This window comes from Streptomyces sp. Q2, assembly GCF_056820935.1.
Genome location: NZ_JBXEJE010000016.1, coordinates 44,835 through 57,030 on the forward strand (window position 1 = coordinate 44,835; position 12,196 = coordinate 57,030).

General features: G+C 71.8%; 14 protein-coding genes. 6 read left to right on the forward strand and 8 right to left on the reverse strand.

Going from position 1 to position 12,196, the window contains the following annotated elements:
• The first annotated feature begins 115 nt into the window (after positions 1-115).
• The 5 genes from ACWBNA_RS18905 to ACWBNA_RS18925 all read left to right on the forward strand — a co-directional run bounded on the left by ACWBNA_RS18905 (position 116) and on the right by ACWBNA_RS18925 (position 4,620).
• Positions 116-439 (forward strand): hypothetical protein, encoded by a 324-nt coding sequence (locus tag ACWBNA_RS18905; RefSeq protein ID WP_482705564.1) that lies wholly within the window; start codon positions 116-118, stop codon positions 437-439.
• An 85-nt stretch (positions 440-524) separates the two neighbouring features.
• Positions 525-2,675, forward strand: a complete 2,151-nt coding sequence (gene helR / locus ACWBNA_RS18910; protein ID WP_482705566.1) for an RNA polymerase recycling motor ATPase HelR — start codon at positions 525-527, stop codon at positions 2,673-2,675.
• Between the two features lie 121 nt (positions 2,676-2,796).
• A complete protein-coding gene (locus tag ACWBNA_RS18915) occupies positions 2,797-3,396 on the forward strand; it encodes a histidine phosphatase family protein (RefSeq protein WP_482705568.1) in 600 nt (199 codons plus the stop codon).
• Between the two features lie 82 nt (positions 3,397-3,478).
• The gene (locus ACWBNA_RS18920; RefSeq protein WP_482705570.1) at positions 3,479-4,117 is read left to right on the forward strand and encodes a hypothetical protein; all 639 of its coding nucleotides are present in this window, start codon (positions 3,479-3,481) and stop codon (positions 4,115-4,117) included.
• Positions 4,118-4,197: 80 nt separating this feature from the next.
• On the forward strand, positions 4,198-4,620 hold the full coding sequence (locus ACWBNA_RS18925) for an acyl-CoA thioesterase (RefSeq protein ID WP_482705572.1): 423 nt from the start codon (positions 4,198-4,200) through the stop codon (positions 4,618-4,620).
• Positions 4,621-4,669: 49 nt separating this feature from the next.
• On the opposite strand, the gene ACWBNA_RS18930 is transcribed toward ACWBNA_RS18925, so the two are convergent.
• The 4 genes from ACWBNA_RS18930 to ACWBNA_RS18945 form a co-directional block, all read right to left on the reverse strand.
• Positions 4,670-5,125 carry a pyridoxamine 5'-phosphate oxidase family protein gene (locus ACWBNA_RS18930; protein WP_482705573.1) on the reverse strand — a complete coding sequence of 152 codons (456 nt, stop codon included), beginning with the start codon at positions 5,123-5,125 and terminating at the stop codon, positions 4,670-4,672.
• Between the two features lie 47 nt (positions 5,126-5,172).
• The gene (locus ACWBNA_RS18935; protein ID WP_482705574.1) at positions 5,173-6,666 is read right to left on the reverse strand and encodes an MFS transporter; all 1,494 of its coding nucleotides are present in this window, start codon (positions 6,664-6,666) and stop codon (positions 5,173-5,175) included.
• Positions 6,667-6,765: 99 nt separating this feature from the next.
• On the reverse strand, positions 6,766-7,251 hold the full coding sequence (locus ACWBNA_RS18940) for a MarR family winged helix-turn-helix transcriptional regulator (protein WP_482705576.1): 486 nt from the start codon (positions 7,249-7,251) through the stop codon (positions 6,766-6,768).
• A 72-nt stretch (positions 7,252-7,323) separates the two neighbouring features.
• Positions 7,324-8,178: an NAD(P)H-binding protein gene (locus ACWBNA_RS18945; RefSeq protein WP_482705578.1), complete on the reverse strand. Its 855-nt coding sequence runs from the start codon at positions 8,176-8,178 to the stop codon at positions 7,324-7,326.
• A gap of 97 nt (positions 8,179-8,275) precedes the next feature.
• On the opposite strand from ACWBNA_RS18945, the gene ACWBNA_RS18950 reads away from it, so the two are divergent.
• Complete coding sequence (locus ACWBNA_RS18950) at positions 8,276-9,073, forward strand: AraC family transcriptional regulator (protein WP_482705579.1); 798 nt, start codon at positions 8,276-8,278, stop codon at positions 9,071-9,073.
• Here the strand turns inward: ACWBNA_RS18950 and ACWBNA_RS18955 are convergent.
• The 4 genes from ACWBNA_RS18955 to uraH all read right to left on the reverse strand — a co-directional run bounded on the left by ACWBNA_RS18955 (position 9,060) and on the right by uraH (position 12,176).
• The gene (locus ACWBNA_RS18955; protein ID WP_482705714.1) at positions 9,060-9,275 is read right to left on the reverse strand and encodes a hypothetical protein; all 216 of its coding nucleotides are present in this window, start codon (positions 9,273-9,275) and stop codon (positions 9,060-9,062) included. The genes ACWBNA_RS18950 and ACWBNA_RS18955 overlap by 14 nt on opposite strands.
• Positions 9,276-9,361: 86 nt before the next feature.
• Positions 9,362-10,741, reverse strand: coding sequence for an 8-oxoguanine deaminase (locus ACWBNA_RS18960; RefSeq protein WP_482705580.1), 1,380 nt, complete (start codon positions 10,739-10,741; stop codon positions 9,362-9,364).
• Between the two features lie 100 nt (positions 10,742-10,841).
• Positions 10,842-11,762 (reverse strand): factor-independent urate hydroxylase, encoded by a 921-nt coding sequence (pucL, locus tag ACWBNA_RS18965; RefSeq protein ID WP_482705582.1) that lies wholly within the window; start codon positions 11,760-11,762, stop codon positions 10,842-10,844.
• Between the two features lie 6 nt (positions 11,763-11,768).
• The gene (gene uraH / locus ACWBNA_RS18970; protein ID WP_482705584.1) at positions 11,769-12,176 is read right to left on the reverse strand and encodes a hydroxyisourate hydrolase; all 408 of its coding nucleotides are present in this window, start codon (positions 12,174-12,176) and stop codon (positions 11,769-11,771) included.
• Positions 12,177-12,196: the final 20 nt, after the last annotated feature.

Consider the following 12,196-nt stretch of genomic DNA (forward strand, 5'->3'; position numbering starts at 1 on the left):
CCACTCCTCGCCACTGTCAACGTACAGCGCAGCGGGGGGCTTGCGGCAAGGCCCCGGTCATGGCGCAGAATCGCCGGCCTGGGCCGGAAATCCATGGAGAACTGGGAGCCGCGAAGTGCGTGTGGTGTTGTCGACGGATGGGTCGCGCGGGGACGTCCAGCCGCTGGTGGGACGCGCGGCGCGGTTGCGGGAACCCGGCGCGCAGGGCCGCCGCACGGTCGTCTGCCGGGGCTGGGCCGACGTGGGCCCGATCGACGGCCCCGCCGACTGCGTCGCCGTCGAGGATGTCAGCCGTCAGGCGCTCACGACGGCCCCGGCCCCCGGGACCCGCGCACGGGCGAGGGCCGTGGCCGGCACCGTCCGCACCGACGGGGCGGCGGTGGCCGCCAGGCTGCTGCTCGACGCCGTCAGCCGGGAAAGGCCGCCCGTGCCCGTGTGACCTACGCGGGATCGTCGAGCCGGACCCGGAACACCAGACGTGCCGAGCGCACTGGTCGCCAGCGACCTCATAGCGGAGTGATGACATGAACCCCCTGACCACCAGCGCGTTCGACCTGCCGGACCGCCTTTCCGCCAAGGCGGACCCGGCGCTGATCGCCCGCGACGAGGAGCACTTCGCGGCCGTCGCCGCGTGCCTGGAGCAGTCGATCGCCGAAGTGTCCGACCGCCTCGACGCCGAGCGCAGGGCGCCCGGCGGCCTGGGCCGGCAGGCGATGGACCGGGACACGGAGATCCACCGGCTGACCTCTCGGCTGCGCGCCCTGCGCCGCTTCGGCCTGGACCTGTGCCTGGGGCACATGGTCGGCGCGGACGACGGCGAGCCCGTGTACGTGGGCCGCCTCGGCCTCACCGACAGCGAGGGCCGGCGGCTGCTGCTCGACTGGCGCTCCCCCGCGGCCGAGCCGTTCTTCGGAGCCACCCACGCCAACCCGATGGGTCTGGCGAGCCGTCGCAGGTATCGCTGGACCGGCGGCCGGATCAGCGACTACTGGGACGAGGTGTTCACGCCGGACGGGCTGGTCGGGCACGCCGCGCTCGACGACCAGTCCGCCTTCATCGCCAGCCTCGGCAGCAACCGGTCGTCACGGATGCGAGACGTGCTCGGCACCATCCAGGCCGACCAGGACGCCATCATCCGCGCGGGCTCCCGCGGCGCCCTCGTCGTCGACGGCGGCCCGGGTACGGGGAAGACCGTCGTCGCCCTGCACCGCTCCGCCTACCTCCTCTACGCCGACCCGCGCCTCGGTCACCGCCGGGGCGGCGTGCTGTTCGTCGGCCCGCACCGGCCCTACCTCGCCTACGTCGCCGACGTCCTCCCCAGCCTCGGAGAGGAGGGCGTGCAGACCTGCACCCTGCGGGACCTCGTCGCCGAGGGAGCCGCGGCGGCGGTCGAGGCCGACCCGGAGGTGGCCCGCCTGAAGTCGTCCGCGGACCTGGTGGAGGCGATCGAGGCGGCCGTCAGGTTCTACGAGGAGCCGCCCACCGAGGGAATGACCGTCACGACGCACTGGTCCGACATCCGGCTGACCGCCGACGACTGGGCCGTGGCGTTCGAAGGGGCGGAACCCGGCACCCCGCACAACGACGCGCGCGACCAGGTGCTGGAGGAACTGCTCACGATCCTGGTGGACAAGCACGAGGGCGAGGACGTCCCGCCCGAACTGCTGCGCAAGTCGCTACGCCGGAACAGGGAGCTGCTCACGGCCTTCAACCGCGCGTGGCCGTTGCTCGAGGCGGCCGACCTCGTCGGAGACCTGTGGTCGGTACCCGCCTACCTGCGCAAGTGCGCTCCCTGGCTCGGGCCCGAGGAGGTCCGGCTGCTGCAGCGCGAGGACGCCCAGGCCTGGACGGTGTCCGACCTGCCGCTCCTGGACGCGGCCCGGCAGCGGCTCGGCGACCCCGAGGCGGCACTGCGGGAGCGTCGGCGCAAGGCCTCCGTCGCCGCCGAGCGCGAGCAGATGGCCAAGGTGGTCGACTCCCTGCTCGCGGCCGACGACGACGGCGAAGGCGCCGTGACGATGCTGCACGGGCAGGACCTGCAGGACGCCCTGGTCGACGAGACCACGCTGCCCGGCACCGACCCGGACCTGCTCGCCGGCCCGTTCGCGCACGTCGTCGTGGACGAGGCTCAGGAGCTGACCGACGCTCAGTGGCAGATGCTGTTGCTCCGCTGCCCGTCCCGGAGCTTCACCGTCGTCGGGGACCGTGCCCAGGCCAGGCACGGATTCACGGAGTCGTGGCAGGAACGGCTCGGCCGGGTCGGGTTCGACCGGATCGGCCTGGCCTCGCTGGGCGTCAACTACCGGACGCCGGAAGAGATCATGGCGGAAGCCGAGCCGGTCATCCGGGCCGTGCTCCCGGACGCCAACGTGCCGACCTCCATCCGCAGCAGCGGCGTCCCCGTCGTCCACGGATCCGTCGCGGACCTGAACCCGGTCCTCGACACCTGGCTCGCCGCACACGCCGACGGGATCGCCTGCGTCATCGGCGATCCCACCTTCCGGACGACCTCCCGCGTCCGGTCGCTGCCCCCCGAGCTGTCGAAGGGGCTCGAGTTCGACCTGGTCGTCCTCGTCGACCCGGAGAAGTTCGGCGAGGGCATCGAAGGAGCGGTCGACCACTATGTCGCGATGACCCGGGCGACCCAGCAACTCGTCGTCCTCACGAGCTCCTGACGTCGGCTCCCTCCCGATCCCTCCCGACGCTGCCTGCCGACGGCGCCGTTCCGGCCCCCGCACGGGGGCCGGAACGCGTGAATCGGCGGAGCCGGAGCGGTGCGCTCGTAGCCTGTGACCCATGGGTGATCTCTTCCTCGTCCGGCACGGCGAGACCGCGTGGTCGCGATCCGGGCGGCACACCGGCTCGACGGACGTCCCGCTGACCGAGCGCGGGAGGCGGGAGGCGCGCGGCCTGGTGCCGCTGATCCGCTCGCACCGGATCGGGGCCGCGTTCGTCAGCCCGCTGCAACGGGCCCGGGAGACCGCCGAACTCATCGGACTGCACGACGTACGGGTCGACACGGACCTGCGCGAATGGGACTACGGCGGCTACGAGGGCGTCACCACCGTCGAGATCCGGCGCACCCGGCCCGACTGGTTCCTGTTCACGGACGGGGTCGCGCCCGGACCGCCCGACCACCCCGGGGAGAGTCCGGAGCAGGTGGGCGAGCGGGCCGACCGGGTCCTGGCGAAGGTGGACGCGGCGTCGGCCAACACCGAGGGGGTCGTGGTGCTGGTGGCGCACGGTCACTTCCTGCGGGTGCTCACGGCCCGGCGGCTGGGCCTGCCACCGTCGGACGGGGCGCTGTTCCAGCTGGCGACCGGGACCCTGTGCCGGCTGAGCACCGAGCACGGGCGGCCGGTGATCGCCGGGTGGAATGTCAGACCCGGGCCGTAGTCTTCGAGTGGGCTGACCGTGCTGCCGGCCGGGGCGCTGCGGGAGCCCTTCGACCAGGCCGTTCACCGGGGAGGAGCACGCCGTGACACGACCGCCCACCGCCGCGCAGCGGCGTGTCATCGACGCCGCCGATCCGGTCACCGGCCGGCTGAGGGGCACCGAGACGCAGCTCGCCGCGCTGGTGAAGCGGGGGCTCGCCTTCCGGCATCCGAGGCCGCCGCACGACCACTTCCTGACACCGGCGGGACACCGCGTCCGGGAGACGCCCCCGGAGACCGCCGCCGCCTCTGCCGGACCCCTGGTCGAGCCGCCCCCGTCAGCCGGTGTCTTCACCGCCCGCATCGGCGGTGACGAAGAGCCGGACACCGGGCCCGGCCGCGTCCGCGAGGTGCACAGCGCCTGGCAGGGGCTGCTGGAACTGCGCCGGATGACCAACCAGGACGGCGCGACGGACCGGCCGTGCGGCTGGGAGCGCTCGCATCTGGTGCAGGCCGCCGCGCTCGCCCTGGAGGCGGCGGGGCACCGTCCGCAGGGGCGGGACGCGAGCGGCTACCGGGTGCGTGCGACCCCGCAGCCGGAGGCCGTCGCCGTGCACGCGCCGGACACCGGACTGCTGCGGGCCTGCGCCGCCACACTGGAGGGGGCGGGCTGGCAGGTCGGCGAGCACACGGAGCCGCGGACCAGAGACCGGTATCTGCTGGCGTCCCCACGCCGGACGTGAAGGCCCTGCCAGGACGCGATGAGCATGCCAAGATCGACGGGTCAGGTCGTCCACGACAGGCACGACGAGAAGGGGAAGCCGTGACCGAACCGTTTTCCGTCCCGGTGACCGTCCGCGGGTACGAGACGGACGTGCAGGGTCACCTCAACCAGAGCGTGTACCTCAACTACGCGGAGCACGCCCGCTGGTCGCTGCTCCGGGCCGCCGGAATCAGCCAGGCCGGCCTCATCGGCAAGGGCGTCGGCCCGGTGGCCCTGGAGACCACCATCCGCTACCGGCGGGAGTTACTGGCGGGCGACGAGGTCGAGGTGACCTGCGACTTCCACTGGGGCGAGGGCAAGACGTTCCGGATCGAGCAGACGATCCTGAAGACCGACGGTACGGTGGCGGCCGAGATCACGGCGGTCGGCGGACTGATGGACCTCAGGCAGCGCAAGCTGGTGGCGGATCCGCGGGAGCACTTCAAGGAACTGGCGTCCGATCCGAGCCTGTTCGGGCTCTGAGGAACACGGACGAAGCAGCGCTCCGGGCCCCGGCGTGCGCACCGACTTCTCAGTCCTGGGAGGGGACGTCCAGGGCGGTTCCGTACAGGCGGGACACCCTGATCAGGATCACCACGCGCCGGTCGGGCAGCGGCTGCTCGCCGGGGGCCGCCCCGTCGGCCGGGTCCACGATCTCGGTCTCGCCCTCCGCCACGGCGAACGACCAGACGTCAGGACCACTGACATGCAGTGAGGTGTGCGGGTCGCGGCGCAGCTGGCGGACCTTCAGGCGGTCGGCGGTGGAGGAGATCCGCAGTACGCGCTCCTCGGCGTTCCAGTCGTAGAGCACGGTCGACAGGTGCGGGTGGCCGGTGCTCCTGACGCTGGCGAGCACGCCGAACTGCTGCTGTCGCAGCAACCGGGAGAGCTCCTGGTCGGTGAGCGCCCGGGGGGCCGGACCGTCGTTCCTGGTGGTGGTGTCGGTCGTGGTGTGTGTGGTGGTTTCGGTGGCGCTGTTCTCGCTCATGGGATCAGCCTTTCGGTGGTGTGGGCCGTGGTGGGACGAGAGGGCGGTCAGACGGTTGCGGCGTGGGCGGGAGCCTGCGGGTCGGCGGCCGGCTCCTTGGCGGTCTGGCGCTCGGGGCGGCGCAGCATCGTGAAGGCGACGGCGAAGGCGATGACCAGGAGCCCCGCACCCACCGCGAAGGCGAGCCGGTAGCCGCCGGTCAGCGCCTCGGCCGTCGTCCGGCCGCCCGCCGCGAGGCTCTCGGTGCGGGAGGCTGCCAGGGTGGACAGGACCGCGACGCCCAGGGCCATGCCGATCTGCTGGGTGGTGTTGAACAGGCCGGACGCGAGACCGGCGTCCTCCTCGTTCGCGCCGGACATGCCGAGTGTGGTCAGCGCCGGCAGCGCGAGGCCGAAGCCCGCGGCGAGCAGCATGACCGGAAGGAGGTCGACGGCGTAACTGGCCCGCACGGGGACGCGGGCGAGGAGGGCGAGGGCGCCGATGAGGAGCACGATGCCCGCCAGCAGGACGTTGCGCTCACCGAAGCGGGCGTTGAGACGGGCGGAGACGCCCAGGGAGACGGCACCGATCACGGCGGCTGCCGGGAGCATCGCGAGGCCGGTCTCGGCGGCGCCGTATCCGAGCACCTTCTGGAGGTACAGGGCGACGAGGATCTGGAAGGAGAAGAGCGCGGCGACCATCAGGATCTGGACCAGGTTGGCGGCAGAGACGCTGCGCGAGCGGAAGATCCGCAACGGCATCAGGGGGTTCTTCGCGGTGGCCTGACGGACGAGGAACGCGGCGAGCAGTGCGGCGGCGAGGGCGCCGAAGCCGAGGGTGCGGCCCGAGGTCCAGCCGTGCTCCTCGACCTTGACGACGGTGTGGATGCCGAGCATCAGGCCGGCGGTGACCAGAACCGCGCCGAGTACGTCCGCGCCCGCTGCGCGGTCCGAACCGACGTGTCCGGGCAGGACACGTACGGCGATGGCGAGGACGGCGATGCCGATCGGCAGGTTGATGAAGAAGATCCAGTGCCAGTTGAGCGCGTCGGTGAGCACGCCGCCGAGGACCTGGCCGATGGACGCGCCCGCCGCGCCGGTGAAGCTGAAGACGGCGATGGCCCTGGCGCGCTCCCCGGGCTCGGTGAACAGCGTCACGAGGATGCCCAGGCTGACGGCGGAGGCCATCGCGCTGCCGATGCCCTGGAGGAGGCGGGCGCCGATCAGCACGGCGGGCGAGGTGGCCACGCCGGCCAGCAGCGAGGCGGCGGTGAAGACGGTGGTGCCGGCCAGGAACATGCGCCTGCGGCCGATCAGGTCGCCGAGCCGGCCGGCCAGCAGGAGCAGGCTGCCGAAGGCGATGAGGTAGGCGTTGACGACCCAGCTGAGGCCGGCGGGGGTGAAGCCGAGGTCGTTCTGGATGACGGGCATCGCCACGGTGACGATGGAGCCGTCGAGGACGATCATCAGCATCCCGGTGGCGATGGCTCCCAGGGCGAGCCGGCGTGAACGCGGGGCGGCGGGAGAAGCGGGTGACGGCGCGGAGCCGGTTGCGGCAGACATGCGGTCCCTCCTGTCAGTTGGGGCGACAGGAGAGACCGTAGCAGATGGTTTTGTTGCAGATTATTTTTTTCGGTCTTACTTGGGGATCCACTTCCCCGCTTACCGCGACTGCCGCGCCCGGCGGGCGGTGCGTGGGGCCTCGACGGGGTTCGCCAGGCTGTCGCCGACCAGGTGGTTCAGGGCCCGCAGGAGGGCCTCCCTGTCCCCGGCGGGAAGCGTGGCCAGGGCCTCGCGATGGACGCGGTCGACGATCTTCTGACTCCGCCCGGCGACGCGGGCACCCTCGTCGGTGACGGCGATGATCCGGGCCCGCCGGTCCGTACTGGAAGGGCGGCGCTCGGCCAGACCGGCCTTCTCCAGGGCGTCCACCGTCACCACCATCGTGGTCTTGTCCATGTCGCCGATCTCGGCGAGCTGGATCTGGGTGCGTTCCTCCTCCAGGGCGTGGACGAGCACGCAGTGCATCCGGGCGGTCAGGCCGATCTCGGCGAGGGCGGCGGACATCTTGCTCCGCAGGACATGACTGGTGTGGTCGAGGAGGAACGACAGGTCCGGTTCCGTGCGCGCGGGCGTCATGGCGGTCATGCCCGCCAGCGTAGAGCAATTCGATCCGAGACGGATTATCCGGAAGAGACCTTAATCGCGGTCCTTGGCCGGTCACCCCGCCCGGAACACGTCCCCGTGATCCTCCACCCACTCCCGATACGACCGCGCCGGCCGCCCCAACGCCTCCCGTACGTCGTCCGTGACGTGCGCGTTTCCGCCCTCGCGGGCGAACAGGAGGCCACCCAGAACGCTCTCCACGGCCGCCGCGTCCATCCCCGAGGCCGCCAGCTGTTCGCGGATCCGGTCCGGCGAGAGGTCCAGCGTGGCCACCGGACGTCCCAGGACGGCGGCGACCTCGGCGGCCTGATCGGAGACGGTGATCGCCTCGGGCCCGGTCAGCGTGTACGTCCGCCCGGAGTGCCGGGAGGTGGTCAGCGCCTCGACGGCCACCTCGGACACGTCGCGCGGGTCGACCACCCCCTGCCGTCCGTCCCCGGTCATGTCGGGCACGGGCCGGCCCGCCCGGAGCGCTTCCGCCCAGCCGAGGGTGTTCGACGCGAAGGAGGAGGGCCGCAGGATCGTCCACTCCGAGCCGCCGGCGCGCAGTGCCACCGCCCCCGGAAGATGCCAGGTGCCGAACGGGCCGTAGGCGGGATCGCCGGTACCGATGGAGGAGAGCTTCACGATCCGGCGGACGCCCACCGCCCGCGCCCGCTCGACCAGTCGGGCGTCCCGCCCGCTGTCGGCCGGTCCCAGTACGGCCACCAGGAACACGGCCGTCGCCCCGGCCAGCGCCGCGTCCACGGACTCCGGTTCGAGGAAGTCCCCGCGCACCACCTCCACGCCCGCCGGCACCCGGGCCCTCGCCGGGTCCCGGGTCATGGCGCGCACCTTCTCGCCACGCGCCGCGAGCTGTCGTACGACTTCACTGCCGATGGTGCCCGTGGCACCGGTCACTAGGATCATGGGCTCCACGCTGACGGGCGGCCGCCCCCGGCCGCTAGGAAATTCCGGCACGGTTGCGACGCCCGCGTGAGGGCGGCGTGCGCCTACCGTGGGGAGGGTGACGAATGCCCTCGCCGAGCGCGCCCTGACCGTTCCCGCCGCCCTGCGTCCCTGGATCAGTGGTATCGAGTCGGTGGGCGTCGGGGAGGAGCTGCCGCCGTCGTTCGCCCATGTGCCGGACCCGGCGACGAAGTTGGTCGTACGGGTCGAGGAGGGCGGTCGTCGGGACGTCCTGGTCGTCGGGCCTCGCACCCGTGCCTCGTACTACGCGGACGCCGGCCGGCGGGTGGCGTCCTGCGTCCAGGTGAGCCTGGGGCCGGGCACCGTGCGCCCGTTGCTCGGCACGCCGGCGGTCGACCTCGTCGGGCGAGCCGTGCCGCTGGGTGCGCTGCCGGCCGGAACGGCACGGCAACTCGCCGAGGAGCTCGTCGGGTTGGCCCCGCAGGAGGTGGTGGCGTACCTGGCGCAGCGGCTGCCGGAGCTGCCGGTGGCCGTCCGCTCGCGCGCCCGCCTGCTGCGATCCGCCGTCGACGCCCTGTCGACACGGACGGGCCACGTCCCGGCACAGGTCAAGGACGTGGCCCGCGAACTCGCCGTCAGTGAGCGGCAGTTGCGCAACCTCTTCACGGAGGGCGTCGGCCTGTCGCCCAAGCACTACGCCCGCATCGACCGTGTGCGTCATGTACTGACCGAGGCACCCCGGGCCGGCTGGGCGGAACTGGCCGCCGCCACCGGCTACTACGACCAGTCGCACATGACGTCCGACTTCCGCACCCTGATGGGGGTGCCGCCGAGGTCGTACTTCACGGGCCGGCTGCCGGACCCGCAGCCCTGCCAGGCGTTCAGGCGGGGGTGACGCTCGCGATCTCCTCCCCCGCCTCCACCGGACGCGTCACGTCCTGGGCGTCCCGGTCCCTGCCGAGGTGGTCGAGGACCAGGTTGAGCAGGACCGCGGCCAGGCAGCCGGTGGAGATGCCCGGGACGGAGCCCCTCGAAAGGGGCGGCCGAGGCCGTTCCGGGGCGCACACGTCCATGCGCGCCCCGGAGACGGCCGCCATGGACCCCGCTCGGGTCCACGGCCACCGGTCGAGGGCCGTCCCCCTTGACCGGAGATCTTCAGCTGGTCAGCCGTGCGTGGTGATCGTCAGTCCTGCGCGGCGATCCGCGCCAGGCGCTGGGCCTCGGCCCGTGTGGAGCGGGCGATCGCGTCCTCGTCGGCGGTGAGCAGCCGGTTGTCCTCGACGATCTGGCGGCCGTTCACGAAGGAGGCGGTGACCGGGGCCGCCGCGCCGAAGACCAGTGCGGTCACCGGGTCGGCGATGGAGGCGTGGGCCAGGGTGTTCAGGTTCCACAGCACCAGGTCGGCGAGCTTGCCGGGCTCCAGGGATCCGATCTCGGCGCTGCGGCCCAGGACCTGGGCCCCGCCGTACGTTCCCAGGCGCAGCGCCTGACGGGCGTTCAGGGCGGCCTCGCGGTGGGCGCCGAGGCGGTTGACGAGCAGGGCGTTGCGCAGTTCGGTGTGGAGTTCGCCGGACTCGTTGGACGCCGTGCCGTCGACGCCGAGGCCGACCGGGACGCCGGCGGCGAGCATGTCCGGGACCCTCGCGATCCCCGCCGCCAGACGGGCGTTGGACGAGGGGCAGTGGGCGACACCGGTCTTCGTCCGGGCGAAGGCGGCGATGTCGGAGTCGTTCATGTGGACGCAGTGCGCCATCCACACGTCCTCGCCGAGCCAGCCGGTGGACTCGAAGTAGTCGGTCGGGCCCATGCCGAACAGTTCCTTGCAGAACTGCTCCTCCTCCACGGTCTCCGAGCCGTGCGTGTGCAGCCGTACGCCGAGGCGGCGCGCCAGCTCGGCGCCCTGCTTGAGGAGTTCGGTGGACACGGAGAAGGGTGAGCAGGGTGCCACGGCGACCTGGGTCATCGCGTCGAAGGAGGCGTCGTGGTGCTGCCTGACGGTCTCCTCGGTCGCGGCGAGGGCACCCTCCAGGGTCTCGACGGCGAAGTCCGGGGGCAGGCCGCCGTCCTTCTCGCTGCGGTCCATGGAGCCGCGCGCGAGGGTGAAGCGGACGCCCATCTCGCGGGCGGCGCCGATGATCGCGCCGGACAGGTCGCCGGAGCCGTGCGGGAAGACGTAGTGGTGGTCCATGGCGGTGGTGACCCCGCCGCGGGCCATCATCGCGAGCGAGCCCTCGGCGGCCGCGCGGACCATCTGCTCGTCGATGCGCGCCCAGGTCGGGTACAGCGCGACGAGCCAGTCGAAGAGGTTGTGGTCGGTGGCCAGGCCCCGGGTGATCCACTGGTAGTAGTGGTGGTGGGTGTTGACCAGGCCGGGGGTCACGAGGTGACCGGTCGCGTCGATCCTGCGTACGACGTCGTCCAGGCCCTCGGGTGCCTTGCCCGCGCCCAGCGCCTCGATGCGGTTGCCGGCGACGACCACGTACCCGTTCGGGTACTCGGTGTCGTCGGCGTCCACCGTCGCGATCGAACAGTTCTCGATGACGATGCGCTGAGGTGCTGCCATGGTTCGTCCTTTTCGCGGTGTGGGGTGGGCACGGCAGGACCCTGGGATTTGAGTGCCGCGGCCCGCACCGGCGGGCCGCGGGTGCCGCGGATGAGGTTGATCAGAGGTTGCTGAGGTCCACCGGGATCTTCGGCTCCACGCCGTCCCTCACGACCGTCGCCTCGATGAGGCCGTACGGTCGGTCGGCGGCGAAGTACACCTCGTTCTCGTTCTTCAGCCCGAAGGGCTCCAGGTCGACCAGGAAGTGATGCTTGTTCGGCAGCGAGAAGCGGATCTCGTCGATCTCGGCGCGGTGTTCGATGACCCGTGCGCCCATGGCGTAGAGGGTCTGCTGGAGGGAGAGGGAGTACGTCTGCGCGAAGGCCAGCAGCATGTGCTTCTTGACCTGGGCGTACGACTCCTCCCAGTCCGGCGTCTCCTGGGCGTCGTCGGTCCAGTTGAAGCGCCAGCGGCTGGACACCTCGGTCGCCAGGATGCGGTCGTACGCCTCGGGCAGCGTCGTGTACTCGTCCTTGACGTAGCCCCAGAACTCGGAGTTCGTCGAGTTCATGACGGTCATGTCCTTGAGCCCGGAGACGACCTCCCAGGAAGAGCCGTCGTACGTGATCTGGGCCAGGCGGGTCTCCTGGCCGCGGCGGACGAAGGAGTGTTCGTCCTCGCCGGGCGTGTCGATCCGCTCCCAGGCGTACTCCTCGACGCGGATGCGTGCCGTCCTGATCGGCTCCTGACTCGTGACGAAGTGCCGGGCCAGGTGGATGCCGAACTGCTCGGCGGACTCGATGCCGTGCTCCTTGGCGAACGCGTACACCGTGTTCTTGGTGGTGTCGGTCGGCAGCACGTTGGCGTTCGAGCCGGAGTAGTGGACCTCATCCATGTCGCCGGAGAGCGCCACGGAGACGTTCAGGTCCTTGATGTGGTGGGTGGCGCCGTCCCGCGTGATCTTCACGACTCGGTTCTCGGCCTTGCCGTACTGGTTCTGTCCCAACATCACAGGGCGGGCAGGGCGGGAAACGTCTGTCATCTTCTGCTAGCTCCCTCGGTAAACGGAGTAGCCGAACGGGTTGAGCAGCAGCGGTACGTGGTAGTGCTCGCCGGGCTTGACGGCGAACGTGATCGCCACCTCCGGGAAGAACACCCCAGGGCCGCTGTCCCGATTCGCGGGGGCGTCCTGCTGCGCATCGGCTTGCTTCTTCTCGGCATTCTTTTGGAAGTACGGCTCCACGGCGAAGTCGAGCCGTACGTGTGTGGTGCCCTCCGGCAGCGCCGGCAGGTCCCTGCACCGCCCGTCCGCGTCGGTCGCGGAGCCGCCGAGCGTGTGCCAGTCCGCCTCGCGCCCCTGGCGGGCGGAGAGCTGGACGGCGACCGCCGGGGCGGGGCGGCCGATGCTGGTGTCGAGGATGTGCGTCGACACCGAGGCGGTGGTGCTGGTGCTCATGCTGCTCAGTCCTCTTCAGT

Coding starts and splice junctions, on each gene's coding strand:
- helR (WP_482705566.1), top strand. CDS start 525: ATGAACCCCCTGACCACCAGCGCGTTCGACCTGCCGGACCGCCTTTCC.
- ACWBNA_RS18935 (WP_482705574.1), bottom strand. CDS start 6,666: ATGTCTGCCGCAACCGGCTCCGCGCCGTCACCCGCTTCTCCCGCCGCC.
- ACWBNA_RS18940 (WP_482705576.1), bottom strand. CDS start 7,251: ATGACCGCCATGACGCCCGCGCGCACGGAACCGGACCTGTCGTTCCTC.
- ACWBNA_RS18960 (WP_482705580.1), bottom strand. CDS start 10,741: ATGGCAGCACCTCAGCGCATCGTCATCGAGAACTGTTCGATCGCGACG.
- ACWBNA_RS18930 (WP_482705573.1), bottom strand. CDS start 5,125: ATGAGCGAGAACAGCGCCACCGAAACCACCACACACACCACGACCGAC.
- ACWBNA_RS18915 (WP_482705568.1), top strand. CDS start 2,797: ATGGGTGATCTCTTCCTCGTCCGGCACGGCGAGACCGCGTGGTCGCGA.
- uraH (WP_482705584.1), bottom strand. CDS start 12,176: ATGAGCACCAGCACCACCGCCTCGGTGTCGACGCACATCCTCGACACC.
- ACWBNA_RS18955 (WP_482705714.1), bottom strand. CDS start 9,275: ATGGCGGCCGTCTCCGGGGCGCGCATGGACGTGTGCGCCCCGGAACGG.
- ACWBNA_RS18945 (WP_482705578.1), bottom strand. CDS start 8,178: ATGATCCTAGTGACCGGTGCCACGGGCACCATCGGCAGTGAAGTCGTA.
- pucL (WP_482705582.1), bottom strand. CDS start 11,762: ATGACAGACGTTTCCCGCCCTGCCCGCCCTGTGATGTTGGGACAGAAC.